Here is a 25,952-nt window from a genome sequence, read left to right as displayed (position 1 = left end):
ATTATCCGGCACCCACGTGGGGTGGGCCAGATATGAAAAATCCCACCGGCATGCGGGACACGCCGGTGGGATCGATTTGTTGCAGGGCCTTACTTGATGCGCTGACCCGGCTTGGCGCCGCTGTCCGGGCTCAGCAGGTAGATTTCTTCACCACCAGGGCCGGCCGCCATCACCATGCCTTCGGAGATACCGAACTTCATTTTCCGTGGCTTGAGGTTGGCGATCATCATGGTCAGGCGACCGTCGAGCTTGGACGGATCCGGGTAAGCGCTCTTGATTCCGGAGAACACGTTGCGTTGCTCGTCACCGATGTCCAGGGTCAGGCGCAGCAGCTTGTCGGCACCTTCGACGTGTTCAGCCTTGACGATCAGCGCGACGCGCAGGTCGATGGCGGCAAAAGCGTCGAAGTCGATTTCCGGCGACAGCGGATCCTTGGCCAGTTCGCCGTTGCCTGCAGGCGCGGCAGCGCCGGTGTCGGTCTGGCTGGCGGTCAGGTCTTCTTTAGAGGCGTCGCTCATGGCTTGCACTTTTACCGGGTCGATGCGGGTCATCAACGGTTTGAATTCGTTCAACTGGTGGTTGGCCAGCAGAGTGGTGTGGTCGTTCCAGGTCAGCGGGGCGACGTTGAGGAACGCCTCGGCATCGGCGGCCAGCAGCGGCAGCACCGGTTTGAGGAAGATCACCAGTTGGCGGAACAGGTTGATGCCGGTGGCGCAGATCGCCTGAACCTCATCCTGCTTGCCTTCCTGCTTGTTCAGCGACCACGGGGCCTTGTCGGCGATCCACGCGTTGGCGCGGTCGGCCAGGGCCATGGTTTCACGCATGGCGCGGGCGAAGTCGCGGGCTTCATAGGCATCGGCAATGCTTGGCGCAGCCGCGAGGAACGCTTCGGTCAGCTCTGGCGCGGCATTGTTGTCGACCAGCAGGCCGCCGTTACCCTTGTGGATGAAACCGGCGCAACGGCTGGCAATGTTGACCACTTTGCCGACCAGGTCGGAGTTGACCTTCTGCACGAAGTCTTCGAGGTTCAGGTCGAGGTCATCGACGCCACGGCCCAGTTTGGCCGCGTAGTAATAGCGCAGGTATTCCGGCGACAGGTGATCCAGATACGTACGGGCCTTGATGAAGGTGCCGCGCGACTTGGACATCTTCTGGCCGTTGACGGTCAGGTAGCCGTGCACGTTGATGCCGGTCGGCTTGCGGTAGCCCGCGCCTTCGAGCATCGCTGGCCAGAACAGCGCGTGGAAGTTGACGATGTCCTTGCCGATGAAATGGTACAGCTCGGCGGTGGAATCCTTGCCCCAGAACGCGTCGAAGTCCAGTTCCGGCGTACGGTTGCAAAGGTTCTTGAAGCTGGCCATGTAGCCGATTGGCGCGTCCAGCCACACGTAGAAATACTTGCCCGGCTCGCCTGGGATCTCGAAACCGAAGTACGGCGCATCGCGGGAGATGTCCCACTGTTGCAGGCCGGCGTCCAGCCATTCGGCGATCTTGTTGGCCACGGCGTCTTGCAGCGTGCCGCTGCGGGTCCAGGTCTGCAGCATTTGCTGAAAGTCTGGCAGCTTGAAGAAGAAGTGCTGGGAATCCTTGAGCACCGGGGTGGCGCCGGAGATTGCCGACTTCGGATCCTTCAGGTCGGTCGGGGCGTAGGTCGCACCGCATTTTTCGCAGTTGTCGCCGTACTGGTCTTCGGTGCCGCATTTCGGGCAGGTGCCCTTGATGAAGCGGTCGGCCAGGAACATTTTCTTTTCCGGGTCGAAATACTGGGTGATCGAACGTTGGGCGATGTGCCCGGCGTCACGCAGCTTCAGGTAGATCTGGCTCGACAGCTCACGGTTTTCTTCGGCGTGAGTGGAGTGGAAGTTGTCGAAATCGACCAGGAACTCGGCAAAGTCGGCGCTGTGTTCAGCCTGCACATTGGCGATCAGTTGTTCCGGGGTGATGCCTTCCTTTTCCGCGCGCAGCATGATCGCCGAACCGTGGGCGTCGTCGGCGCAGACATAGATGCACTGGTTGCCGCGATGCTTCTGGAAGCGCACCCACATATCGGTCTGGATATATTCCAGCATATGGCCAAGGTGAATCGAACCGTTGGCGTAGGGCAGGGCGCTGGTGACGAGGATCTTGCGTGGTTCGGACATGTGGGGCTTCGCTACTTGATGAAACGGAGGTCGGCCACTATAAAGCGCCGGCGCATATTTTTCACCCTGTGCGCCTGTTTCCCGATGCGGCAACCGCAATAACCGGATGGACTGAGCCCTATACATTGTGGCGAGGGAGCTTGCTCCCGCTGGGTGGCGAAGCCGCCCCATCCCGGTAATGTCAGATGCACCGGATCAGCCTGATTGCGACTGCTGCGCAGCCGAGCGGGAGCAAGCTCCCTCGCCACAAAGGCGCGGCGAATTATAAAACGCCTGACCACAAACGAATCCGCGGGGTACGATACCCGCCATCTATTCCCAGTCTTGTTATCGGAGTTGCCCATGAGCGCCGTCACTCGCGCAGCGGTGGAAGCCGTCCTCAGCCAATACACCGACCCTTACCTGAACCAGGACCCGGTCAGCGCCGGTTGCGTGAAAAACATCGAGATCGTCGGTGACCGCGTCAATGTGCAGCTGGAAATCGGTTATGCCGCCGGTCTGTTCAAGAGCGGCTGGGCGCAACTGCTGCAACTGGCCATCGAAAACCTCGACGGCGTGGTGATCGCCAAGGTTGAAGTGAACAGCGTGATCGCCGCGCACAAGGCGCAGGCGCAGATTCCCGGGCTGGCCAACGTCAAGAACGTGGTCGCCGTGGCTTCCGGCAAGGGCGGTGTGGGCAAATCGACCACTGCCGCCAACCTCGCACTGGCCCTGGCCCGTGAAGGCGCCAAGGTCGGCATTCTCGACGCCGATATCTACGGCCCGAGCCAGGGCATCATGTTCGGCATCCCTGAGCGTACCCGTCCTGAAGTCAAGGAACAGAAATGGTTTGTGCCGCTCAAGGCACACGGTGTGGAAGTCATGTCGATGGCGTTCCTCACCGACGACAACACGCCGATGGTCTGGCGCGGGCCGATGGTCTCCGGTGCGCTGTTGCAACTGGTCACGCAAACCGCGTGGGGCGATCTGGATTATCTGGTCATCGACATGCCGCCGGGTACCGGCGACATCCAGCTGACCCTGGCGCAGAAAGTCCCGGTGGCCGGTGCGGTGATCGTCACCACGCCACAGGATCTGGCGCTGCTGGACGCGCGCAAAGGCGTGGAAATGTTCCGCAAGGTCAACATTCCGGTGCTGGGTGTGGTGGAAAACATGGCCGTGCACATCTGCTCGAACTGCGGGCATGCCGAGCATCTGTTCGGTGAGGGCGGTGGCGAGAAACTGGCGACCCAGTACGGTGTGGAACTGCTGGCTTCGCTGCCGCTGTCGATGCTGATCCGCGAGCAGGCCGATGGCGGCAAGCCGACGGTGATCGCCGAGCCGGACAGCCAGATTGCCATGGTCTATCAGGAACTGGCCCGCCACGTCGGCGCGCGGATTGTGTTGCAGGAAGCGGCGACGCCGGCGATGCCGAATATCACCATCAGCGACGATTGATGACTCAGCAACACTGAAAAAAACTGTGGGAGCGACGGTGCGACGATTCGACCTGCTCGCTCCCACATTTGGTTTTGTAGTGGGGGTTAGATCCGCAGCCCGCCATCCATCTCCAGAATCCGACCGGTGTAATAGTCGTTCTCGAAGATATACGCCGCCGAATGGGCGATCTCTTCCGGCTTGCCCATGCGCTTGAGCGGGATCCCCGAAGTCATTTTCTCCAGCGCTTCCGGCTTCATGCCCAGGGTCATCTCGGTTTCGATGAAGCCCGGCGCAATGCCCGCCACACGAATGCCATAACGCGCCAGCTCCTTGGCCCAGGTCACGGTCGCCGCAGCCACACCAGCCTTGGCGGCCGAATAGTTGGTCTGGCCAACATTGCCGGCACGTGAGATCGACGAGATGTTGATGATCGCGCCGCTGTTTTTCAGCTCGACCATTTTCGCCGCCACTTCACGGGTGCAAAGGAACACACCGGTCAGGTTGACGTCGATCACCGCCTGCCATTGTGCCAGGCTCATCTTGGTCATTTCGCCGTCCTTGACCTTGAGCAGCAGGCCATCTCGGAGGATCCCGGCGTTGTTGATCAAACCGTGGATCGCGCCAAAGTCGGCGGCGACCTGAGCGACCATGTGCTCGACCTGTTCTTCATTGGCCACGTTGCACAGATAGCTGCGGGCTTCGACGCCCTTGGCTTTGCAGGCCGCGACCGCGTCGTCGAGTTTTTCCTGATTGAGGTCGACCAGCGCGAGCCTGGCGCCTTTGCCGGCGAAATACTCGGCCATCGAACGGCCCAAACCCTGGCAACCGCCAGTGATAATGATTACTTTGTCGTTGAGTTGCATTCGCATGCCCCGATAGCAGTCTGAGTCGTTTTTGTTTTCAGCGACTCCCAATCTGCAACGGCCGTGGCTAGGTTGCACATGAGAGTTGCCCGCCGGCGTGACTGGGACTTGATCCCGGGCGCCTGTCCGTTTTTTCGACGGATTCTATTTAAGGAGTCATAAATTGAGCGTTGAAGTGGCCAAGAATGCCCGAGAATTGCTTCTCAAGGAATACCGGGGAGTGCTGTCGACGCACTCGAAATCGATGCCCGGTTTTCCTTTTGGCTCCGTGGTGCCTTACTGCCTGGATGAGCAGGGTCGGCCGCTGATCCTGATCAGCCGCATCGCGCAGCACACCCACAACCTGCAAAAAGACCCGAAGTGCTCGATGCTCGTCGGCGAGCGCGAGGCTGACGACGTGCAAGCCGTGGGGCGCCTGACCTATCTGGCCGAAGCGCAAAAACTAGAAGACGCCGCTGCCATCGACGCCGCCGCCGAGCGTTACTACCGTTATTTCCCGGATTCGCAGAACTACCACAAGGCCCACGATTTCGACTTCTGGGTGCTGAACCCGGTGCGTCATCGCTACATCGGCGGTTTCGGCGCGATTCACTGGATTGAGCAACTGACCCTGGCCAACCCGTTCGCCGGCAAGGCTGAAATAAGCATGGTCGAGCACATGAACAGCGACCACGCCAAAGCTATCGCGCACTATGTCGACCTCGCCGGTCTGCCGAAAAACGTGCCGGCGCAACTGGCCGGGATCGACAGCGAAGGCATGCACCTGCGCATCGGTCAGGCGCTGTACTGGCTGCCGTTTCAAGCGCCTTGTCATACGCCGATACAAGTGCGCGAGGCCTTGGTTTCTCTGGCTCACGCCGAGGTCTGGCCAAAAAATGCAGTGGCCGACGCTTGAATTCACGAAAGCGCGACGTCATCTAAGGCTTACTGCAAGGCATTTCTTGCGTTGAGGAAACTTTGATGCGCCCTTTTCTGTTGCTCTTTCTGCTGTTTCCAGTGCTGGAGCTGTTCGTATTCGTCAAAGTGGCAGGCTCTATCGGGTTTTTCCCGGCCCTGCTGCTGATCATTCTCGGCTCGATGTTCGGCGTGTTCGTGCTGCGCGTCGCCGGTCTGGCCACGGCCCTGCGTGCCCGTGAAAGCCTGAACCGCGGCGAACTGCCTGCGCAAACCATGCTGGAAGGGCTGATGCTGGCGTTAGCCGGTGGCTTGTTGATCCTGCCGGGCTTCATCAGTGATGTGGTCGGTCTGGTCATGCTGCTGCCCATCAGCCGTCGGTTGCTGGCGAACAAAATGCGCCAGCGCGCCGAAGAACAGGCCATGCGCCAACGCGCGTTCGCCGATGACTTGCAACCCCGTGGCGGTCCCGCACCGCGTCAGCCTCTGGGCCGCGAGGGTGATGTGATCGAAGGCGAGTTCGAACATCGCGACAGCAAGTAACTGCTATCTCTACACGGCACCTTCGGGTGCCGTGTTCGTTTATGAGCGGCTTTTGCGCAGAACATCAGTGAAAAATTTTTAGCCCCGCCCTTGTAATAAGCTTATGCGCCCTTATGTATCGGTCACCGAAAGGTTTCCGGTATTTGAACCGGACAGACTTCCGCGGCTCGCTTGACGAGACGCAACCGGCGCAGGCCGGATTTGTTAAACCCGCCGGGACTACACCGGCCGATGAAAACCACAATTAGGAGAGATCGACAATGAAGCTTCGTCCTCTGCATGACCGCGTCGTTATCCGTCGCAGCGAAGAAGAAAAGAAAACCGCTGGCGGTATCGTCCTGCCAGGTTCGGCTGCTGAAAAAGCCAACCACGGTGTGATTCTCGCTGTAGGCCCGGGCAAAGCTCTGGAAAACGGTGAAGTGCGCGCACTGTCCGTTAAGGAAGGCGACAAGGTTGTGTTCGGTCCTTACTCCGGCAGCAACACAGTGAAAGTCGACGGCGAAGACCTGCTGGTAATGAGCGAGAACGAAATCCTCGCTGTTATCGAAGGCTGATACCCCGCTCATTTTCCCGCTACTACAAAGTATTTAAGGAATATCGATCATGGCTGCTAAAGAAGTTAAGTTCGGCGATGCCGCCCGCTCCAAGATGCTCAAGGGCGTCAACGTTCTGGCTGACGCGGTAAAAGCGACCCTGGGCCCGAAAGGCCGTAACGTGATCCTCGAGAAGAGCTTCGGCGCTCCGACCATCACCAAGGACGGCGTTTCCGTCGCCAAAGAAATCGAACTCGAAGATCGCTTCGAAAACATGGGCGCGCAGCTGGTCAAAGACGTTGCCTCCCGTGCCAACGATGACGCCGGTGACGGTACTACCACTGCGACCGTTCTGGCTCAGTCGATCGTCAACGAAGGCCTGAAAGCCGTCGCTGCCGGCATGAACCCGATGGACCTCAAGCGCGGTATCGACAAAGCGACCATCGCGATCGTCAAAGAGCTGAAAGCCCTGTCCAAGCCATGCGCTGACACCAAGGCAATCGCTCAGGTCGGCACCATCTCCGCCAACTCCGACAACTCCATCGGCGACATCATTGCCGAAGCCATGGAAAAAGTCGGTAAAGAAGGCGTGATCACCGTTGAAGAAGGCTCGGGCCTGGAAAACGAACTGTCGGTTGTAGAAGGCATGCAGTTCGACCGTGGCTACCTGTCCCCGTACTTCGTCAACAAGCCGGACACCATGGTTGCCGAGCTCGACGGCCCGCTGATCCTGCTGGTCGACAAGAAGATCTCGAACATCCGCGAAATGCTGCCAGTGCTGGAAGCCGTTGCCAAAGCCGGCCGTCCACTGCTGATCGTGGCCGAAGACGTTGAAGGCGAAGCCCTGGCGACTCTGGTTGTGAACAACATGCGTGGCATCGTTAAAGTCGCTGCCGTCAAGGCACCAGGCTTCGGCGACCGTCGCAAGGCCATGCTGCAGGACATCGCCGTTCTGACCGGCGGTACCGTTATCTCCGAAGAGATCGGCCTGAGCCTGGAAAGCACCACTCTGGAGCACCTGGGTAACGCCAAGCGCGTAACCCTGTCCAAGGAAAACACCATCATCGTTGACGGTGCTGGCGTTGAAGGCGACATCCAGGCGCGTATCGCTCAGATCCGTGCTCAGGTTGCTGAAACTTCCTCGGACTACGACCGTGAAAAACTGCAAGAGCGTCTGGCCAAGCTGTCCGGCGGCGTTGCAGTGATCAAGGTTGGCGCTGGTTCCGAAGTTGAAATGAAAGAGAAGAAAGCCCGCGTTGAAGACGCCCTGCACGCAACCCGTGCAGCCGTTGAAGAAGGCGTGGTACCTGGCGGTGGCGTGGCGCTGATCCGTGCTCTGGAAGCCCTGACCGAACTGACCGGCGACAACGCTGACCAGAACGTCGGTATCGCTGTGCTGCGTCGCGCTGTTGAAGCGCCGCTGCGTCAGATCGCTGCCAACTCCGGTGACGAGCCAAGCGTAGTCGTCAACGAAGTCAAGAACGGCAAAGGTAACTTCGGTTACAACGCTGCTTCCGGCGAATACGGCGACATGATCGAAATGGGCATCCTGGACCCAACCAAGGTAACCCGTTCGGCTCTGCAAGCTGCAGCCTCGATCGGCGGTCTGATCCTGACCACCGAAGCCGCTGTTGCTGATGCACCGAAGAAAGAAGGCTCGGCTGGCGGCGGTATGCCAGACATGGGCGGCATGGGTGGCATGGGCGGCATGATGTAAGCCAGCCTTACCCCCGTAACGCAAAACCCCGCTGACGCGAGTCAGCGGGGTTTTTTATTGCCCGTATTTTAGCGTTACACCAATCCCCTGTGGGAGCGAGCCTGCTCGCGAAGGCGTCGGATCAGCCCACATTAATGTTGAATGACACACCGCATTCGCGAGCAGGCTCGCTCCCACAATTGGATCTATATTTCAGGCGCTGACCGGTTGTGCCTTGACCACGGCCTCGGTTTTCACCGCCGGGCGATACAGCACCCAGTAATACGACCCCAGGCAAATCAGCCAGCAGAAAATCGCCGTCCACACGTTGTGCGAAAAGAAGTGCGCGCCCTGCATCATCCGGCTGATCGAGAACACCGAGCCCAACGCAAAGGCAAAGATAAACGCCTGCTTGGCCAGACGCGGACGGCGATCACGCAGTACAAAGAACAGCGCAAACAAGGTGAACCCCGTCGCCGCATGACCACCGGGCCAGCAACGGCCGGGCTTGTCGGTCTGAGGACGATGTTCCATCAGTTTGCTGTAGGTTTCATGCCCGCCGAACTGCTCCAGGCTCCATGGGCATTGCACCGCCGTCACGGCTTTGACCGGGGTGACGAACGAGGTCGCCAGGCCCAGCGACAGCACCAGACAGCCCAGTTCACGTTTGAAGGGCTTCAGTCTGTCGATGAAAAACGAGCCGAGAAAACCCAGCACCGCAAACACCGAAAACGCGATCACCACCTGTTTGGCGCGATCGTGCAGGATGTCTTCGAGGAAAAAACTGTGGCGACCGATGAAGTCACCGGCGACCGGGTCATAGAACAGCCGGGCCAGATCCATGTCCAGGTCGGTCAGTTCGAGCAGCACCAGAACGATCGCCGCAATGGTGGGTATTCCCAGGCACAGCCACAGGTTCAGCGGTCTGGAAGCAGGGCGGGCAGAAGTCGACGCCATGGGCAATTCCTTGGTCGTAAGTGGGGTCTGAAGAGCGCAACCGCGCGGAGTCTGCGCGCGCTGGCGTCGCCGATTTGTTAACCGAAGGTGAAAAAAACGTTGGCAGGCGCAATGAGCGTTTTTCTTGCCAGACAACCCGACGCACGCCTAGCCCTGAGCCACACTTGGCCGTAAGCTGCGCGGGCCAAGACGGCCGTTACCCCGTACGGAGGAGGTGCCCATGCGAATTCTATTGGTCGAAGACAACCGCGACATCCTGGCCAATCTGGCCGATTATCTGGGCCTCAAGGGCTATACGGTCGATTGCGCCCAAGACGGCCTGTCGGGCCTGCATCTGGCCGCCACCGAGCATTACGACCTGATCGTGCTCGACATCATGTTGCCCGGCATCGATGGCTACACCCTGTGCAAACGCCTGCGTGAAGACGCCCGTCGGGACACGCCGGTGATCATGCTCACTGCGCGCGATCAACTGGACGACCGTTTGCAGGGCTTCAAGTCCGGGGCGGACGATTACCTGATCAAGCCCTTTGCCTTGTCTGAACTCGCTGCGCGGGTCGAAGCGGTGATGCGACGTGCTCAAGGTGGTGGCCGCCGGGCCCTGAAGGTCGCAGACCTGAGTTATGACCTCGACACGCTGGAAGTGACCCGCGAAGGCAAACTGCTGAAACTCAACCCGGTCGGCCTGAAGCTATTGGCCGTTTTGATGCAGAAGAGCCCGCACGTGCTGCGCCGGGAAATTCTCGAAGAAGCGCTGTGGGGCGATGATTGCCCGGACAGCGATAGCCTGCGCAGCCACGTTCACCAACTGCGACAAGTCATTGATAAACCGTTTGCCAAACCACTGCTGCACACCGTGCACGGGGTGGGTTACCGGCTGGCCGACGTGTAATGGAGTTCAGGCAAAGTCTTTCCCAGCGGATCATCATTGCTTTTGCCTTGATGAGCGCACTTGTGGCCGGCGCTTTCGCGATGGGCATCGTCGCGACCGTGCACCTGGTGGAAGAGAAGCTGATTTCGGCGGGGCTGGGCGGCGATCTGCAACGGCTTCTGCTGATGGACAATGTCTCGGACTGGAGCCATCGCCCGGAACCCGACCAGTTGTTCTATTTCAGTGGCGGGCCGGGTGATTTCGAACTACCCAAGGACTTGCGTCATCTCGACTCGGGTTTCCATGAAGTGTTCCGCGAGCAGCTGTCGTATCACGCGATGGTCGAGATCGTCGACGGTCGGCGTTATGTGCTGCTGCAGGATCAAAGCGATTTCGAAGAGCGCGAGCGCGTGCTGTTTGCCGTGGTGCTGGTGGGTTTTGTGCTCAGCCTGGCCCTGGCGGTATTCCTCGGTTGGGTGCTGGCGCGCAAGGTGATGGCGCCAGTGGTGCGACTGGCCCGGCAGGTGCGTCATCGTGATCAGCTGCTCGGCCTGGCGCCGCCGCTGGCGCCGGATTATGCGGCAGACGAAGTCGGCGAACTGGCGGTAGCGTTCGATGCCACGCTGGGGCGCCTGCGTCAGGCGCTGACGCGTGAAAGATTGTTCACCAGCGATGTCAGTCACGAATTGCGCACGCCGTTGATGGTCTTGGCCAGCTCTTGCGAGCTGCTGCTGGAAAACCCGGCCATCGATCAGCGTGGGCGCAATCAGGTCGAGCGCATTGCCCGGGCCAGTGAGGAAATGCGCGAGCTGGTGCAAACCTTCCTGATGCTCGCCCGCTCCCAACGCGAAGACGCCGGTTCGGCGCCGCAACAGAATCTCACCCAAGTCGCGAACAGCCTGCTCTGTGTGTGGCGTGAGTTGATCGAAAGCAAAGGACTGACCTTGCAGTTTGAGCCGGGACATCCGTCGACCACGTGCTACAACGCAACGTTGTTGACTGCGGTGATGGGCAACCTGTTGCGCAACGCTTGTCACTACACCGAGAAGGGCTTCATTCGCCTGACACTCACGGCCAACGGCTTTGTGGTGGAAGACTCGGGTGTCGGCATTCCGGAAGAAAAACGCGAAGCCATGTTCGAGCCTTTCGTGCGTGGCAGCGAGAAGCGTGGCGAGGGCTTGGGCTTGGGATTGTCGCTGGTTCAGCGGATCTGCGAGAACCAGGGCTGGACTGTCAGCCTGAGCACGATGGAACCCAATGGCTGCCGCTTCGAGGTAGATCTGGGCAAAATCTGACGCACGGAGTGGCTCGATGCTACTCCCTCCTTCCTGTCTAATTCCTGTATAACGCTGTAATAATTTGTCTGTTTACCGGACATTTTTTTCACAAATGGATGACCTGACGCTGACACGCCGCTCCTTAAGGTGGTGACATCAGCAATTCAGGAGTTCAGGTGATGGCCGGTCCGATCAAACTCGATTTTTCCGAGAAGTACGACGATCAACACGCGCAGAAATACCTGCGCAAGCACAAAGAAAGCCTTGGACGGCGTCTCTCCCACTGGCGTGACGAACAGATGGCCCGCAAGGCGCTGGCGTCGGTGGGTGAACCGGGACTGGTGCTGGATCTGCCTTGCGGTGCCGGGCGTTTCTGGCCCTTGTTGGGCGAAAAGGCCAACCGGGTGATTATCGGCGCGGACAATTCCGAGTCGATGATCAAGACGGCAATGCAGTCGCAACCGGCCGATGTAGTGAAACGGGTACAACCCTTGCACACCTCTGCATTCGACATTGCCTTGCCTGATAACGCCGTCGACAGCATTTTCTGCATGCGTCTGCTCCACCACATCGGTGAAGCCGAGCATCGCCGGGCGATTCTGCGCGAATTCGAGCGCGTTACCCGGGACAGTGTGATCGTTTCGCTGTGGGTTGATGGCAATTTCAAAGCCTGGAAACGCCAGCGAGCCGAGCGCAACCGTGACAAACGCGAGTACCAGAATCGCTTTGTGTTACCGGCCGCTACGGTGGAAAAGGAGTTTGAGGAAGCAGGTTTTCGGATTCAGGAACAACTGGACTTTATTCCGCTCTACGCCATGTGGCGGGTTTACGTATTACGCAAGAGGTAACAGGATGGCAGTGCAATTTGCAGCGGAAACGGACGTCGCTCCGCAAGATCGCTTTGACTTTTACTGGAACCAGCGCGGCGAGTGGGTGGAAGAACCCAACGTTCGACGCGGCGGGGAAAGTGGCGTGCAAAGGGTCGTGGGGCGTGATGGTCAACTGCTGTATGCCAAACGCCAGACCGGTCATATCTATCGCAGTTGGTTGCACCCTTTTGGTCGTCCTACTGTTTTGCGTGAACTTGATGCGCTGACCGGCGTGAGCAAGCTCGGCGTGCGCGTGCCGCAAATCGTTTTCTGCGGCGCCCAGCCTGATCCGCAGCACAAATGGCGTGCATTGCTGGTCACCAAGTCCCTGGACGGTTTCCAGGAACTGGAACATTGGCTAGCGGCTGCCGGCGGTCGCGATCAGTGCGGCGATGTGGTGTATGAGCGTGTGCTCAAGGACCTCGCCGAGAACCTGGCCCGCATGCACAAGGGCCGTTGGCAGCACAGCTGCATCTACATCAAGCACGTGTTTGTGCGTGTGACGGGCGAAGGCGAATCGGCCAAGGTCGAGGTCGCTTTGATCGATCTGGAGAAATGCCGCCAGCGTCTGACCGCCTATCGCGCCGCTTCCCACGACATGAAGCAATTGCGTCGCCATTCGTCGTTCCGCGACACGGACTGGAAGAAACTCGTCTACTTTTATGAGACGGCGTTTGGCAGCGCTATCAAAGGTTTATAGCGATGAAACTAGAAATTGCACGAGGTTTGTTTTTGGTTGGAGCCTTGGCAGTTGCGTCATTGGCGGTGGCTGCCTGGGAGCAGCCTCGCATGCAGGTGGTTGGCGCGTCGGTAGACGGCGCCCACTGCGCAGTCCCACGGGTGGCGAAAGCCTCCGTGGCGACCCAACCCGATCATGATTTGTTGTTGTTCATGTTCGGTCTTTCTCAAGGGATGAGGCCGCAAAGTTGAACCGAATGAAGCCCACATAAAAGGCCTCGCAGATGCGAGGCCTTTTTTTATGCAAGCAAGATCAAAAGATCGCAGCCTTCGGCAGCTCCTACATGGATCGGTGTAGGAGCTGCCGAAGGCTGCGATCTTTTGCTTTCAAGGCTTATCGGGTTTCGCCAGCAAGGTGTAAACACACGGCAAGACGAACAGCGTAAACAACGTGCCAATCGACATCCCCGTGGCAATCACCATGCCGATATCAAAGCGGCTGACCGCGCCGGCACCGGTGGCGAGAATCAACGGCACCATGCCAAACACCATCGCCGCCGTGGTCATCAACACCGGTCGCAAACGAATCGCTGCCGCTTCCTCAACGGCTTCACGCGCCGTCAAGCCTTTGTCCTTGCGTAGCTGGTTGGCGAACTCGACGATCAGGATGCCGTGCTTGCTGATCAGCCCGATCAGCGTCACCAGCCCGACCTGGGTGTAGATGTTCATACTCGACCAGCCGAGGAACAGCGGAATCAACGCGCCACAGATCGACAACGGCACCGTCACCAGAATCACCAGCGGATCGCGGAAGCTCTCGAACTGCGCTGCCAGCACCAGAAAGATAATCGCCAGCGCCAGCGCAAAGGTTACCCACAGGGCACTGCCTTCCTGCACGAACTGGCGTGAGGCGCCGCCATAGTCGAAGGCAAATCCGGCTGGCGCTTCTTCGCGGGCGATCTGCAGCACGGTGTCGATGGCTTCACCCATGCTCACCAGCGGGAAACCGGAGATCTTCGCGGCGTTGAGTTGCTGGAACTGATTGAGCTGGCGCGGTCGGGCGCGGTCGCTGACCTTGATCAGCGTCGACAGTGGCAGCAACTCACCCTGGGTGTTTTTCACGTAGTAATTGTTCAGCCAGTCCGGGTTGTCGCGGTACGGCCGTTCGACCTGGGCGATGACTTTGTAGCTGCGCCCTTCGATGGTGAAACGATTGATTTCCGCCTCGCCCAACAGGGTGGCGAGGGTGCCACCGAGGTCCTGCATCGACACGCCCATCTGCGCCGCTTTGGCGCGGTCGATATCGACGACGACTTCGGGTTTGTCGAACGCCAGATCAAGGTCGACAAAGGCGAACTTGCCCGATTCCATCGCGCGCTTCTTGATCCGGTCGGCGACTTGCAGCAACAGTTCGTAGTCGTTGGCGGTGTTGACCACAAACTCGAACGGCAGGCCTTCGCCGGTGCCGGGCAGGGAGGGCAGGTTGAAACCGAAAATCTGTAAGCCCGGAATGCCTTCCAGTTTGCCCTGCACCTCGGGGAGGATTTGCATCTGTGTGCGACTGCGTTCGTTCCACGGTTTGAGCAGGAAACCACCGATGCCCGCCTGTACACCGTTGTAGCCGTTGATCTGGAACGACGAGTAGTACTCCGGGAATTCCTTGAAGATCTTGATGAATTCGTCGGTGTAGGTGCTCAGGTAATTGAGGTTGGTTGGCTGCGGCGCAGTGGCCATCATGAAAATGATGCCCTGATCCTCGTCCGGGGCCAGCTCCGATTTGGTGAACTTGAGGAACACCGGGATCAGGCACAACACGATCACCGCGAACACCAGCACCACCGGCCGTGTGTTCAGCGTGCCGTGCAGCATGCTCTGATAGCGGCGCTTGAGGCCGTCGAAAATACGATCGAGGCGATGCGCCAGGCCGCTGGGGTTTTCCTCGTGACGCAGCAAAAACGCACACATCATTGGCGACAGGGTCAGGGCGACGATTCCGGAAATCACCACGGCGCCGGCGAGGGTCAGCGCAAATTCCTTGAACAACGCCCCGGTCAGCCCGGTGAGGAAACCGATCGGCGCATACACCGCCGCCAGGGTGATGGTCATCGACACCACCGGCATGGCGATTTCCCGCGCGCCTTCCAGGGCCGCATCAAACGGCGTCTTGCCTTCCTCGATGTGCCGGTGGATGTTTTCCACCACGACAATCGCATCGTCCACCACCAGACCGATGGCCAGCACCATCGCCAGCAGCGTCAGCAGGTTCATCGAGTAGCCCATCATCTGCATGAAGAACATCACGCCGATCATCGACAGCGGAATGGTCACCACCGGGATCACCACCGAACGCAGCGCACCAAGGAACAGGAACACCACGACGATGACGATCAGCACTGCTTCGAACAGGGTTTTCACCACTTCATCGATCGAAGCCTGAATAAACAGCGTGGCGTCGTAGGCAATCTCGCTCTTGAGGTTCGGCGGCAGTTGCGCTTCCAGCTCCGGCATCAGCTTGCGCACTTCCTTGATCACATCCAGCGGGTTGGCGCCGGGAGTGGCCTTGATGCCGATGTAAACCGACGGCGTGCCGCCGAACGAGCTGATCGAGTCGTAGTTTTCCGCGCCCATTTCCACCCGTGCGACATCGCTGAGCAGCACACGGCTGTCGCCACTGACCTTGAGCGGAATCGCCGCGAAGGCTTCAGCGGATTTCAGTTCGGTGTTGGCGTTGATGCTGGTGACCACGTACTCGCCTTTCACTTCGCCAGCGGCGGAGAGGAAGTTGTACTGGCGCACGGCGTTGGTCACATCGCTGGCGCTGAGGCCGAAACCGGCGAGTTTCACCGGGTCGAGCCACAGGCGCATGGCGAACACCTGATTGCCGAGAATCTCTGCCTCGGCCATGCCCGGGAGGGTCGCCAGTTTTGGCTGGATCACCCGCGACAGGTAATCGGTGATCTGCGGGTTACTCAAGTCCTTACTGAAGAAGCTGATGTACATCAGCGCCGAGGCGTCGGCGGATTCCTTGCTCAGCACCGGGTCTTCGGCGTCCTGCGGCAACTTGTTTTTCACCTCGTTGGCCTTGGCCAGCAGTTCGGTGAACAAGCGGTCGGTATTCGAGCCGATGCGCGCGTAGATCGAAATCACCGAGAAGTTCTGGCGACTGACCGAGGTCATGTAGTCGATGCCCTCGGCGCTGGCCAGGCTCTGCTGCATCGGCTGGGTGATGTAGCCCTGAATGGTTTCGGCGTTGGCCCCGGGGTAAGCGGTGGTCACCGTGATCAGGGCGTTTTCCATTTGCGGGTATTGGCGCAGCGGCAACTTGCTCCAGGCCTGAAAGCCCAACAGCACAATCAACAGGCTGACCACGGTGGCGAGCACCGGGCGGCGGATGAACGGATCGGTAAAAGCCATGGGGATTCCTTGATCAGTCGGCGCGAGGCGGACTGTTCTGCTCGCCGAGGGTCTTGTCGTCGCTGATGGCGATGTGGGCACCGTTGTCCAGTTTGATCTGGCCGGCCGTTACCACTTGTTCGCCGCTCTGCACGCCCTTGTTGATCATCACCAAACCATCGCGGCGCTCACCGGTTTCGATAAAGCGGCGCTCGGCGATCAGCACCGGTTGGCCCTTGTCATCCTTTTCGACGCTGCCGTCCTCGGCTTTCTTCTGCCCGACCACGTAGATCGAGTTGCCGTAGAGGGTGTAGGTGATTGCGCTCTCCGGCACGACGATGTGTTTCTGCGGATCGGGCAGCAACACCTCGAGGCTGGCGAACATGCCCGGCAGCAATTTGCCATCCGGGTTGGCCAGCGTGGCGCGAACTAGAATGTTGCGCGTAGTGCTTTCGACGATCGGGTTGATTGCGCTGATCTTGCCGGCGAAGTTTTGCTTGGGATAGGCGGCGACTGCAATCTGCACCGGCTGACCGATGGCCAGTTTCGGTACCGATTGTTCGGGCAGGTAGAAGTCGGCGTAGAGGCTGCTCAAATCCTGCAGTGTGGCGATTTTGGTGCCGCTGGCGAGGTAGTCGCCGACGTCGACCTGACGGATGCCGATGGTGCCGCTGAACGGTGCGAGGATGCGTTTTTTCGCCAGCGAAGCGTTGAGCTGATTGACCGTGGCTTTGTTCTTTTGCAGAACCGCGGAGAGCCGGTCGTACTCGCCTTTGGAGATGGCGCGGCTGTCGACCAATTGCGCGCCACGGCCGAAGTCCAGTTGCGCCAGACCCAGGTCAGCCTTGGCGGTTTCCAGCAGGGCGGTTTCGACGCCACTGTCGAGTTGCAGCAGCGGTTGCCCGGCCTTGACCTTCTGTCCGGATTCGAACTTGAGTTCGGTGACGGTGCCGGCCACTTCCAGGCTCAGCTCGACACCTTGCAGCGCCTTGAGTGAGCCGACGGTAGGCAAGCGCATCTGCCACGGCTGTTCGGTGGCATTGGCCACGGCGACGCTGATCGGCGGTTTCGGCTTGGAAAAGCCCTGGATCATCGTGTAGATCGAAAAGGCTTTGTACCCGCCCAGCACCAGGACGATCAACAAAACAACACCCAACATGATCAGCATGCGGCGACGCAGCATATTTCCAGTTCCTTGGATAAATCAGGTGAGACAGGCGGGCACATTACTCCGAGTGCTGGGGGGATTCCAACTAGCAGTTATTACAGGGGGGCGCAAAAAGATCGCAGCCTTCGGCAGCTCCTACAGGGGAATGCATTCCAAGGTAGGAGCTGCCGAAGGCTGCGATCTTTTGCGGTGGGTTCAGGCCATCAGATGAAGATGGTTGTCCCAGAGCCCCGCCGGCAGTTCCAGCGGTTTGGCCAACAGCTCATCCTGACGGCAATCGTAGTAACGGCAGCGCCCTTGCCCGGAGGTCACGACAAAACCGTCATTCACCGCACCCACACCCGCACAATCTGGCAACGGCGCATCGAGGCGCACTTCGCCGCTGTCCAGATCCCAGATAAAGAAGCGATTGCCACGGGGGGCCGTCAGCGCGACCAGACGCAAATCGCTGTGCACGGCAACGCTGGCGGTGTAGTGCCCCATCGACTGCAGCTGATGCTCCGGTACCGGGAAGGCCACGAACGGCTGCCCCGGACGCTTGATCGCCAGCAGCTCCGAGCGCTCATGCGAGGCGCCCATGAACTGCTGGCCGGCGACGATGGTGCCGTCGCTGGCGATGCCCAGGTGACGCACGCTGTTCATCTGCTGGGCGAGGGTTTCCTTGCTCAACAACGTGCCGTCGCGCTGCATCAGCACCAGGCTCGGCTCCATGGCGTTGAGGTTCATGTCGACGCGGCTTTCCGCCTCGGTACGAATCCCGCCGTTGGCCACCACCAGCGTCTCGCCGTCGGGCATCCACGACACCTGATGCGGGCCGAGACCGTGGGTGGAAATCTCGCCCGAGTGCACCAGCCGCGCGCCTTCGAATTTGTACACACCGAGCAAGCCACGGCCGGGATCGGTGGTGTCGTTCTCGGTGGCGTAGAGGTATTCACCATCCTTGTGCACCACGGCGTGGCCGTAGAAGTGCCGGTTCGGCTGCGAAGTCACGGTCTGCAGTAACGTGCCGTCGCGCAGGTCGATCAGGTAACTCTCGGTGCCTGGACGCCGGGCGACGAACAACGCAATCGGCTGCGTCGGGTGGTTGATGATGTCGTGGCAACGCTGGCCGACTTCGGTGGCGAACACCCGCGTGCCGTCCAGCCGATAACCGACGGCGTAATGCTTGCCGTCGGTGTCGTCGCGCGCCGACAGCAACAGCGGGCTCTGATCCTTGCGTTTGAACAGCGTCCAGCCGCCCAGCGTCACTGCTCCCAGCAGTGCACTACCTAAAGTCAGAACCTGACGTCGCAGCATGGCACTTGCCCTCATCAGTCACCGTCGTTGGCGTTGAAGCCCAGTTGGATGCCCAGCGCCTTGGCCAGTTCGCCTTCGTGCAGGCGATGGACGACGTTGAGGCTGTCGTAGATGTCGTTGAGTTGTTGACGTCCGGCGTCGTCTTCGAGCATTTCACCGAGCGAACGCTGGGTGCTGTCGAACAGTTTCAGCGAAGCGGCGTAGGCCGCATCGATCTTGTCCGCCAGTGGCTTTTGCTCAGCCGGCAACAGACCGCGCAGGCCTTTGTTGTCGACGCCTTCCCACACGGTTTTGGCAGCGGCGAGGCTGGCTTCCAGCGCGGTCAGCGAAGACTGGCTGCGCCAGGCATCGGCCTGGAACGGCTGCGGTACGCCCTTGCTCTGACGGCCCATTGGCGTGCCGAGTTTTTTCTTCAGGGTGTCCAGCGCGGTGACTTGCACACGCAGCAGATCGGCAATTGCTTCATGGGAGTCGGCATAGCGCTGGTTGGGGAATTTGCTCATCTGCGCGAGCATGCCGTCGGTGTTGTTCCAGCTCTGCAGAATTTCTTCGGCCAGTTGCTTCTGCCGTTCGCCAATGGCAATCAACAGCGGGCAGTACTTGGCCTTCTGTTCGGCGTTGGCCACGTCTGGCTTGGCGTCGAACAGGATGTACTCGTAAGCCGACAGGCCTTGCACCACCACGCTCGACTTGGCCAGTGCGGCGGCGTCGATCTGCGGCTGGGCGACCACCAGTTGCTCGACCTGACGGCCGACGAGGTTCTTTTTGTCCGGCCAGAACTGCACCTGCCACGAACGGTTGCCCTCGGCCAGCGGGCCGATCAGCAGCGGTTGCAACTCGGCCCAGGCTTTCTGCGCGTGGAGGAAGTCGGCACGGGCGGTTTCCAGGGTTTCCTTGCCCTGGCAGTAGGCGAGGGCGCTGACTGCCAGTTGCTTGTCGGCTTCGACCCAGCGCGTGTAGGTCGGCAGGATCACCGATTTGGCGATGGCTGCCGAGGTGACCGCTTGCGGATCCTGCGGCGAGCAGGCACCGAGGGCGAGCGCGGCAAGGCTGGTGAACAGTAGCTTGGGACGGAACATGTCGGGCTCCCGATTCTTTTTTAGTGTTTAAAGTGAGTTCAAAAACGCCAGCAACGCGGCACGCTGCTCGGCATTGAAAGACAAAACCTGTTGCTGCGCGGCTTGCGCTTCGCCGCCGTGCCAGAGCACCGCTTCGAGCAGATTGCGCGCGCGACCGTCATGCAAAAACTGGGTGTGACCGCTGACTGCTTGCGTCAGGCCAATCCCCCACAACGGCGGCGTGCGCCAGTCGCGGCCGGAAGCCTGAAACTCAGTGCGGTTGTCCGCCAGACCGTCGCCCATGTCATGCAGCAGCAGATCGCTGTACGGGCGAATCACCTGATTGGCCAGTTCCGGTTCGGCGGCGTTGGCGGCGGTGGTGTATTTCGGTGTATGGCACGACTGGCAGCCGGCCTGGAAAAACAGATTCTTGCCGGCCAGCACTTGTGGATCGTTGACGCCGCGCCGCGCCGGTACGGCGAGGTTGCGGCTATAGAACAGCACCAGACGCAGAATGTTGTCGCTGACTTCCGGCTCGCCGTTCGGGCCGTTGCCGTTCGGTGCCTGTTTACAGGCGGTTTGCGCGTCGGTGCAGTCATCGAAGGGGCGCAGGCTGGTCGTGAGGCCCATGTCACCGGAAAACGCGTGAACGTTTTGTTGATTGAGGTTCGGCTGCCCGGCTTTCCAGCCAAATCGCCCGATCACGGTTTTCTGCAGTTCGTCATCCCAGACCCGGTTCGGCCGGCCGTTGATGCCGTTGTTGTCTTTGGCTTGCGCCGCTGCGTTGGCGAGGATCGCTTGTTCCGGGATGGCTTCAAGCAGGCCGAGGCCGATCATCGGCGGGGCGACGCGGGCCGAGAAACGCGTGTCCGGATGCATCGGGCCGTAGCCGAGCTGGGTGATCTGCAAGACCGGTTTGCGTAGTTCGACTTCGGTGCCGTCCTTGAAACGTACAGGCACTGGCGTGTAGTCAACGCGGACTTTGCCTTCCGGTACGACACCGGGCACCGCCATGTCCTGGAACTGGCCGCCATAGACCGGCTCCGGCACCACGCCGACCTGCTCGATAACTTTGGCGAATTCCGGCGTGTTGGGAATCGACAGGCGCACGAGCATGGACACCGCGTTAGGCGCATCCGGTGGTGGCGGATGACCGCGACCGTCCTTGATATGGCAGCCCTGACAGGCATTGGTATTGAACAACGGGCCGAGGCCATCGCGCGCCGTGGTGGTCGACGGCGCGATCACCCACGGGCTGCGGAAAAAGCTGTTGCCGACACTGAAATCCACCCGCCGCGACGGCGGCAGGTTGGCCGAGGGCAGGGAGAACGCGTTTTGATCGGTCTTGCGCACGGTCGCCGCACCGCCCGAACGTGCTTCACCAGGCTCGGCCTTGGTGAAACGCGGGGCGTCATCGCAGGCACTCAGGCCCAGGGCCAGCAACAGTGCAGACAAGCGAAGAGGCAGCGAGGGCATCAGACATCCTGCGGACGGGCAAAATTTAAGGCGCAAAGTCTAACAGGGCGAAGGAGTTTGAATAAGAGGAATTATCGTTTGCTTGATACAGCGCAAATCTGAAGAGCAATGCAAAACCCCTGTAGGAGCTGCCGAAGGCTGCGATCTTTTGATCTGTCTTTTTTAGAAGCAAAGTCAAAAGATCGCAGCCTTCGGCAGCTCCTACAGTGGGCCGTGTAGGGCAGGCATGAAAAAGGCGACCCGAAGGTCGCCTTTTTTAACGCGGACGCGGTGATCAGAACTCGTGATCAGCGTTGTCCGGGTTCAGGTCGCTGATGCCCAGTTTGCCGGCAGCGGCTTCGATCGAACCGGTCTGCTTGACCAGCGAGGCGATGGCGTCGCGAACGATCTGGTTGCCAGCGGTGTTGCCGGCAGCGATCAGTTGGTCGTAGTGCTCACCCTTGTTGGCGTGATCGACCATGACCTGGATCTTCGCTTCGGTCGCAGCCAGATCGGCTTTCAGTGCGGTGTCGGCAGCCGGGTCGGCCTTGGCCACCAGCGACGACAGGCTGGCGCCGGTCATCTTGGTGCCATCAACACGGGTGTACTCGCCCAAGTAGACGTTACGAATGCCTTTGGCATCGTAGAAGTGCGAGTTGTGGGTGTTGTCGCTGAAGCAGTCCTGCTCGTCTTCCGGGGAGTTGGCTTCCAGGGACACCTTCATGCGCTCGCCCGCCAGTTCACCCAAGGACAGGCTGCCCATGCCGAAGAGCATTTTGCGCAGACCGGTTTCGCCTGGCTCGGCTTCCAGGGTGGCGCGGTAGTTGTCGGCCACGTTCGGCTTCCAGTTGCCGACCATTTCTTCCAGGTCGCTGACCAGCAGTTGGGTCACCGACTTCAGGTAGGCACGCCGACGATCGTTGTGGCCGCCAGTGGCGCCGGCGCCTTCCAGGTAGTCCGAAGCCGGACGGTTGCCAGCGCCAGGGCCGGTGCCGTTCAGATCCTGGCCCCAGAGCAGGAATTCGATCGCGTGGTAGCCGGTGGCGACGTTGGCTTCGGAGCCGCCCAGCTCGTTGAGGCTGGCGAGTTTTTCCGGGGTGATGTCTTTGACGTCGACCTTGTCTTCGCCGACCTGAACTTCGGTGTTGGCGATGATGTTGGCGGTGGCGCCCGGGTTACCCAGTGCGTGCTCGTAGGATTTGTCGACGTAGTCGATCAGACCCTCGTCCAGCGGCCAGGCGTTAACCTGACCTTCCCAATCGTCGATGATGGTGTTGCCGAAGCGGAACACTTCGCTCTGCAGGTACGGAACGCGCGCGGCGACCCAGGCAGCCTTGGCGGCTTTCAGGGTGTCGGCGTTCGGCTTGGCGAGGAACGCGTCGACGGCGGTCTGCAGGGTTTTCGCGGTGGATTCGGCATCGCTATAGACGGCGAAGACCATGTCGGCGTAATGCGCGACCACAGCCTTGGCGGCGGCTTCGTCGACTTTACCGGCAGCGGCAGGCGCCGCCGCAGGTGCGGTGGTGCTGGCGGCTGGCGTCGGTGCGGCCGGAGCGGCGGCCTTGTCTTTGCCTTCGCCGCAACCGGCGAGGGAAATAGCGATGGCCAGCAGACTGGCGGTAGCCAGAGGCATACGAATCATGGCGAACATCCTGCTTCGGTAGTTGATTGGACTGGCGCGGGGGTGCGCAAAACTGCGACATAATGCAAATCTTTCGCATTATGTGTAAAGGGTTGTGGCTGGAAATATTTCTTATTTGCGTCGGCGTGATGGCACCGATCAAAAAATCGCAGCCCGCGGGGGAATGCATTTCAAATGTAGGAGCTGTCGAGTGAAACGAGGCTGCGATCTTTTGATCGTCTAGAGAATGACCGCGTTACTGCGTTGCGCCTGTTTGAGATAGGCACCCAATTCCCGGGCCGGCAGCGGTTTGCTGTAGTGGTAACCCTGACCTTCGTGGCAGCCTTCGGAGATGATGTAGCTTTCCTGCTCGGCGGTTTCCACGCCCTCGGCGATCACCTGCATGCCGAGGCTTTTGCCCAGTTGAATGATCGCGCGAACGATGGTCGCATCGTCGTCGTCATCGAGCAGGTCCTGAACGAAGCTCTTGTCGATCTTGATTTTGTCCAGCGGCAGGCTTTTCAGGTAGCTCAGAGATGAATAGCCGGTGCCGAAATCATCGATGGCGATCAATGCGCCGGAGCGACGCAGGCTGAGCAAGTGCTGGGCGGCGGTGCTGATGTCTTCCATCAGGCCGGTTTCGGTGACCTCCAGTTCCAGGCTGCGCGGTGGCAGGCGGTACATCTGCAGCAGGTTGTTGACCACGCGCGGCAACTCGGCGTGGTGCAACTGCACGGTGGACAGGTTCACCGCCATGCGCAGATCGGCGAAGCCCTGATCGTGCCATTCGCGTAGTTGTTTGCAGGCCTGATCGAGCACCCATTCGCCGATGGCGATGATCGTGCCGTTCTGTTCGGCCAGCGGGATGAACAAGTCTGGCGGCACCAGACCGTGTTCCGGGTGCTGCCAGCGAATCAACGCTTCGACACCGACCACGCGATGGTCGCGGTAGCTGATCTGCGGCTGGTAGACGAGGTAGAACTGATCGCGAATCAGCGCATCGCGCAGGTCTTTTTCCAGTTCGCGGCGGCGACGCATCTCGCTGTCGACGCTGGCGATATAAAACTGATAGCGGTTGCGCGAGCGGGTCTTGGCCAGGGTCATGGTCTGCTCGGCTTTCTGCAACAGCTTCTCGGTGCTGTCGCCGTCCTCCGGGAACAGGGTGATGCCGATGGTCGCGCGCAGGCGGATTTCCTGATGGTCGAGGGCGAACGCCGCTTCCAGATCATCAAGGATGCTTTGCGCCAGTTCCGCTGCTTCGTAAGGTTGCTCTATATCCGCTTGCACCAGCGCGAACTGGTCACCGCCCAGGCGGGCGAGGGCGCCGAGTCGGCCGCTGTGGGCGCGCAGGCGATCGGCGAGAGCCAGCAACAATTGATCGCCGGTCTGATAACTGAACTGCTCGTTGATGCCTTTGAAATCATCCAGCCCCACGCACAACACCGCGACCCGGCGTTGCAGCTTGCCGGCGTCGACCAGAATCTTGTCCAGTTGCTGCTGCAGTTGCTGGCGATTCGGCAGGCCGGTGAGGAAATCGTACTGGGCCATGCGCAGCAGACTGTTTTCCGCTTCGTGGCGCAGATGGGTGTTGCGTTCGATCGACTCAAGCAACTGGTTGGCGGTGTTGATCCAGATGCCGAGTTCGTTTTTCTCGTGACCCTTGATCTGCGGAATCTTGTGCTCGCTGGGGCGATCCGGATTGATCTCGGTGAGGTGTTCGATAATCCGCGACAGCGGTTTGGTCAGCAGCCAGTGATAGACCAGATACAACACCAGGCCCATCGCCAAGGCGCGCAGAACCCCGGAAATGAAAATGATCACCGAACTGACAATAAACCCCTCGCCATAGGTGGCGGTGTCGAGGGTGATGCTCAGGTCGCCGTAGTACTCGCTGTACGGACCACGTCCCACCAATTGCGTGGTGAACGTGCGCTCCTGGCCGAGGATCAGGTCGGTCAGCCAGCGGCTGTTGGACTGCTTCAATTCGCGGGATTTCTGCGCGAGCATGGCTTCGTTGGGGTGGCCGATGGAGGCCTGACGTACGGCATCGTCCTGGAACAGGCCTTCGATCACTTGCATGCCCATTTCCCGATCAAGGCTGTAAACCGCCTGGGTCGAGGGATCGCGGAACATGTCGAGGATGCGTTCGGCGTCGCCGGCTACGGCCTGGCGGGTTTTGTAGGCATCGAAAACGATCTGTGCGCAGCTCAAGACTACGCCGACGATCAATGCCGACAGGAGCACGACCCGGAGCAACTTCACCGACAAGCTGTTCTTGAGTTCCAGCTTCAAAGGGTTATTCCTTGTTCCGTGCGGGTAGCGTCAAGTTGCCATGAGTATTGGCAATCCCGAGTTGGCAGTCAAAGGGACAATCGGGCCGGAGATAATTTGCCCGTGGTCTCGCCCGAAAGGCTGCTGTCTGGAGTATTTGCCCTATTTGTACTATGTCGGTAGTTTCGGCCCTCAACTTGAGCGGTTCACAGCATTTTTTCCTCTTTTTGATGGTAGCCCGCTGTGGCATGGCAGCAAGTAGCGGCAGACAGCTTTCATCGTGAGAAAAACGCTATTAAATGCAGGCATAAAAAAACCCGGCCAAAGCCGGGTTTTTTGACTGGCGCAGCTTAAGCGGTGAAGGTTTTGCCTTCGAACTGCTCAGCAACGAACTTCCAGTTGACCAGGTTCCAGAACGCTTCGACATATTTAGGACGAACGTTGCGGTAGTCGATGTAGTAAGCGTGTTCCCAAACGTCGCAGGTCAGCAGCGGGGTGTCGCCGCTGGTCAGCGGATTGCCGGCGCCGATGGTGCTGGCCAGGGCCAGGGAACCGTCAGCTTTTTTCACCAGCCAGCCCCAGCCGGAACCGAAGGTGCCGATCGAGGTTTTGCTGAACTCTTCCTTGAACTTGTCGAACGAACCGAAGGCTGCGTTGATGGCTTCAGCCAGTGCGCCGGTTGGTTGACCGCCGGCGTTTGGCGCCAGGCAGTTCCAGTAGAAAGTGTGGTTCCAGACCTGAGCGGCGTTGTTGAAGATACCGCCCGAGGAAGTCTTGACGATTTCTTCCAGGGTCTTGCCTTCGAACTCGGTGCCTGGCACCAGGTTGTTCAGGTTCACGACATAGGTGTTGTGGTGCTTGTCGTGGTGGTATTCCAGGGTTTCCTTGGAAATGTGCGGCTGCAGGGCATCGTGTGCGTAAGGCAGCGGCGGCAATTCGAAAGCCATGA

The 25,952-nt window shown here is 59.8% G+C and carries 21 protein-coding genes and 2 pseudogenes; 11 read left to right on the top strand and 12 right to left on the bottom strand.

Going from position 1 to position 25,952, the window contains the following annotated elements:
- Positions 1–89 precede the first annotated feature (89 nt).
- Positions 90–2,141, bottom strand: coding sequence for a methionine--tRNA ligase (metG, locus tag BK670_RS24970; protein ID WP_123453771.1), 2,052 nt, complete (start codon positions 2,139–2,141; stop codon positions 90–92).
- Between the two features lie 342 nt (positions 2,142–2,483).
- Between metG and apbC the strand changes: the two genes are divergently transcribed.
- Positions 2,484–3,578, top strand: coding sequence for an iron-sulfur cluster carrier protein ApbC (apbC, locus tag BK670_RS24965; protein ID WP_123453769.1), 1,095 nt, complete (start codon positions 2,484–2,486; stop codon positions 3,576–3,578).
- Here apbC and BK670_RS30375 read toward each other — a convergent pair.
- A pseudogene (locus BK670_RS30375) lies at positions 3,545–3,646 on the bottom strand (hypothetical protein); the annotation flags it as partial. The gene apbC and the pseudogene BK670_RS30375 overlap by 34 nt on opposite strands.
- Positions 3,647–3,664: 18 nt before the next feature.
- The gene (locus BK670_RS24960; RefSeq protein WP_123453767.1) at positions 3,665–4,423 is read right to left on the bottom strand and encodes an SDR family oxidoreductase; all 759 of its coding nucleotides are present in this window, start codon (positions 4,421–4,423) and stop codon (positions 3,665–3,667) included.
- 163 nt (positions 4,424–4,586) lie between these two features.
- Here BK670_RS24960 and BK670_RS24955 point away from each other — a divergent pair, with 163 nt between their 5' ends.
- The 5 genes and pseudogenes from BK670_RS24955 to BK670_RS30030 all read left to right on the top strand — a co-directional run.
- Positions 4,587–5,318, top strand: a complete 732-nt coding sequence (locus BK670_RS24955; RefSeq protein WP_123453765.1) for a HugZ family pyridoxamine 5'-phosphate oxidase — start codon at positions 4,587–4,589, stop codon at positions 5,316–5,318.
- Between the two features lie 65 nt (positions 5,319–5,383).
- Positions 5,384–5,860, top strand: coding sequence for an FxsA family protein (locus tag BK670_RS24950; protein WP_123453763.1), 477 nt, complete (start codon positions 5,384–5,386; stop codon positions 5,858–5,860).
- A 260-nt stretch (positions 5,861–6,120) separates the two neighbouring features.
- Positions 6,121–6,414, top strand: a complete 294-nt coding sequence (locus tag BK670_RS24945) for a co-chaperone GroES (RefSeq protein WP_007916610.1) — start codon at positions 6,121–6,123, stop codon at positions 6,412–6,414.
- Between the two features lie 49 nt (positions 6,415–6,463).
- Complete coding sequence (groL, locus tag BK670_RS24940) at positions 6,464–8,110, top strand: chaperonin GroEL (protein WP_123453761.1); 1,647 nt, start codon at positions 6,464–6,466, stop codon at positions 8,108–8,110.
- Between the two features lie 56 nt (positions 8,111–8,166).
- Positions 8,167–8,292: pseudogene (locus tag BK670_RS30030) on the top strand (metal ABC transporter ATP-binding protein); the annotation flags it as partial.
- 10 nt (positions 8,293–8,302) lie between these two features.
- On the opposite strand, the gene BK670_RS24935 reads toward BK670_RS30030, so the two are convergent.
- Complete coding sequence (locus BK670_RS24935; protein ID WP_123453759.1) at positions 8,303–9,046, bottom strand: phosphatase PAP2 family protein; 744 nt, start codon at positions 9,044–9,046, stop codon at positions 8,303–8,305.
- Between the two features lie 220 nt (positions 9,047–9,266).
- Here BK670_RS24935 and colR point away from each other — a divergent pair, with 220 nt between their 5' ends.
- The 5 genes from colR to BK670_RS24910 all read left to right on the top strand — a co-directional run bounded on the left by colR (position 9,267) and on the right by BK670_RS24910 (position 12,993).
- The gene (gene colR, locus BK670_RS24930) at positions 9,267–9,938 is read left to right on the top strand and encodes a two-component system response regulator ColR (RefSeq protein WP_123453757.1); all 672 of its coding nucleotides are present in this window, start codon (positions 9,267–9,269) and stop codon (positions 9,936–9,938) included.
- Positions 9,938–11,212, top strand: coding sequence for a sensor histidine kinase (locus BK670_RS24925; RefSeq protein WP_123453755.1), 1,275 nt, complete (start codon positions 9,938–9,940; stop codon positions 11,210–11,212). Before colR ends, BK670_RS24925 begins: the two co-directional genes overlap by 1 nt.
- Positions 11,213–11,373: 161 nt before the next feature.
- Positions 11,374–12,042: a class I SAM-dependent methyltransferase gene (locus BK670_RS24920; RefSeq protein WP_016986675.1), complete on the top strand. Its 669-nt coding sequence runs from the start codon at positions 11,374–11,376 to the stop codon at positions 12,040–12,042.
- A gap of 4 nt (positions 12,043–12,046) precedes the next feature.
- A complete protein-coding gene (locus tag BK670_RS24915; protein ID WP_093430558.1) occupies positions 12,047–12,763 on the top strand; it encodes a lipopolysaccharide kinase InaA family protein in 717 nt (238 codons plus the stop codon).
- 2 nt (positions 12,764–12,765) lie between these two features.
- Entirely contained in the window at positions 12,766–12,993 is a 228-nt protein-coding gene (locus BK670_RS24910) for a hypothetical protein (RefSeq protein WP_123453753.1), read from the top strand.
- Between the two features lie 135 nt (positions 12,994–13,128).
- Here BK670_RS24910 and BK670_RS24905 read toward each other — a convergent pair whose 3' ends face one another.
- From BK670_RS24905 to BK670_RS24870, 8 genes are all read right to left on the bottom strand, one after another.
- Entirely contained in the window at positions 13,129–16,155 is a 3,027-nt protein-coding gene (locus BK670_RS24905) for a multidrug efflux RND transporter permease subunit (protein WP_123453751.1), read from the bottom strand.
- Positions 16,156–16,168: 13 nt separating this feature from the next.
- Entirely contained in the window at positions 16,169–17,317 is a 1,149-nt protein-coding gene (locus BK670_RS24900) for an efflux RND transporter periplasmic adaptor subunit (protein WP_123453749.1), read from the bottom strand.
- Between the two features lie 180 nt (positions 17,318–17,497).
- Positions 17,498–18,598, bottom strand: coding sequence for a DUF1513 domain-containing protein (locus BK670_RS24895; RefSeq protein WP_123453747.1), 1,101 nt, complete (start codon positions 18,596–18,598; stop codon positions 17,498–17,500).
- Positions 18,599–18,612: 14 nt separating this feature from the next.
- Entirely contained in the window at positions 18,613–19,677 is a 1,065-nt protein-coding gene (locus BK670_RS24890) for an imelysin family protein (protein ID WP_123453745.1), read from the bottom strand.
- A 27-nt stretch (positions 19,678–19,704) separates the two neighbouring features.
- Positions 19,705–21,132: a di-heme oxidoreductase family protein gene (locus tag BK670_RS24885; protein WP_123453743.1), complete on the bottom strand. Its 1,428-nt coding sequence runs from the start codon at positions 21,130–21,132 to the stop codon at positions 19,705–19,707.
- 274 nt (positions 21,133–21,406) lie between these two features.
- Complete coding sequence (locus tag BK670_RS24880) at positions 21,407–22,753, bottom strand: imelysin family protein (RefSeq protein WP_007918935.1); 1,347 nt, start codon at positions 22,751–22,753, stop codon at positions 21,407–21,409.
- A 219-nt stretch (positions 22,754–22,972) separates the two neighbouring features.
- Entirely contained in the window at positions 22,973–25,024 is a 2,052-nt protein-coding gene (locus BK670_RS24875) for a putative bifunctional diguanylate cyclase/phosphodiesterase (protein ID WP_123453741.1), read from the bottom strand.
- A 329-nt stretch (positions 25,025–25,353) separates the two neighbouring features.
- Positions 25,354–25,950, bottom strand: a complete 597-nt coding sequence (locus BK670_RS24870; protein ID WP_007918933.1) for a superoxide dismutase — start codon at positions 25,948–25,950, stop codon at positions 25,354–25,356.
- Positions 25,951–25,952 lie beyond the last annotated feature (2 nt).

The organism is Pseudomonas fluorescens (assembly GCF_003732425.1).
In the GTDB taxonomy this organism is placed as follows: domain Bacteria; phylum Pseudomonadota; class Gammaproteobacteria; order Pseudomonadales; family Pseudomonadaceae; genus Aquipseudomonas; species Aquipseudomonas fluorescens_BE.
This window is presented reverse-complemented; position numbering and strand designations above follow the sequence as displayed.

Bases quoted from the DNA above. Each gene is read 5' to 3' on its own strand.
- BK670_RS24915 (WP_093430558.1), top strand. From the start codon at position 12,047: ATGGCAGTGCAATTTGCAGCGGAAACGGACGTCGCTCCGCAAGATCGC.
- metG (WP_123453771.1), bottom strand. From the start codon at position 2,141: ATGTCCGAACCACGCAAGATCCTCGTCACCAGCGCCCTGCCCTACGCC.
- groL (WP_123453761.1), top strand. From the start codon at position 6,464: ATGGCTGCTAAAGAAGTTAAGTTCGGCGATGCCGCCCGCTCCAAGATG.
- BK670_RS24945 (WP_007916610.1), top strand. From the start codon at position 6,121: ATGAAGCTTCGTCCTCTGCATGACCGCGTCGTTATCCGTCGCAGCGAA.
- BK670_RS24950 (WP_123453763.1), top strand. From the start codon at position 5,384: ATGCGCCCTTTTCTGTTGCTCTTTCTGCTGTTTCCAGTGCTGGAGCTG.
- BK670_RS24900 (WP_123453749.1), bottom strand. From the start codon at position 17,317: ATGCTGCGTCGCCGCATGCTGATCATGTTGGGTGTTGTTTTGTTGATC.
- BK670_RS24880 (WP_007918935.1), bottom strand. From the start codon at position 22,753: ATGATTCGTATGCCTCTGGCTACCGCCAGTCTGCTGGCCATCGCTATT.
- BK670_RS24935 (WP_123453759.1), bottom strand. From the start codon at position 9,046: ATGGCGTCGACTTCTGCCCGCCCTGCTTCCAGACCGCTGAACCTGTGG.
- BK670_RS24870 (WP_007918933.1), bottom strand. From the start codon at position 25,950: ATGGCTTTCGAATTGCCGCCGCTGCCTTACGCACACGATGCCCTGCAG.
- BK670_RS24920 (WP_016986675.1), top strand. From the start codon at position 11,374: ATGGCCGGTCCGATCAAACTCGATTTTTCCGAGAAGTACGACGATCAA.
- apbC (WP_123453769.1), top strand. From the start codon at position 2,484: ATGAGCGCCGTCACTCGCGCAGCGGTGGAAGCCGTCCTCAGCCAATAC.
- BK670_RS24925 (WP_123453755.1), top strand. From the start codon at position 9,938: ATGGAGTTCAGGCAAAGTCTTTCCCAGCGGATCATCATTGCTTTTGCC.
- colR (WP_123453757.1), top strand. From the start codon at position 9,267: ATGCGAATTCTATTGGTCGAAGACAACCGCGACATCCTGGCCAATCTG.
- BK670_RS24890 (WP_123453745.1), bottom strand. From the start codon at position 19,677: ATGTTCCGTCCCAAGCTACTGTTCACCAGCCTTGCCGCGCTCGCCCTC.
- BK670_RS24905 (WP_123453751.1), bottom strand. From the start codon at position 16,155: ATGGCTTTTACCGATCCGTTCATCCGCCGCCCGGTGCTCGCCACCGTG.
- BK670_RS24910 (WP_123453753.1), top strand. From the start codon at position 12,766: ATGAAACTAGAAATTGCACGAGGTTTGTTTTTGGTTGGAGCCTTGGCA.
- BK670_RS24895 (WP_123453747.1), bottom strand. From the start codon at position 18,598: ATGCTGCGACGTCAGGTTCTGACTTTAGGTAGTGCACTGCTGGGAGCA.
- BK670_RS24885 (WP_123453743.1), bottom strand. From the start codon at position 21,132: ATGCCCTCGCTGCCTCTTCGCTTGTCTGCACTGTTGCTGGCCCTGGGC.
- BK670_RS24960 (WP_123453767.1), bottom strand. From the start codon at position 4,423: ATGCAACTCAACGACAAAGTAATCATTATCACTGGCGGTTGCCAGGGT.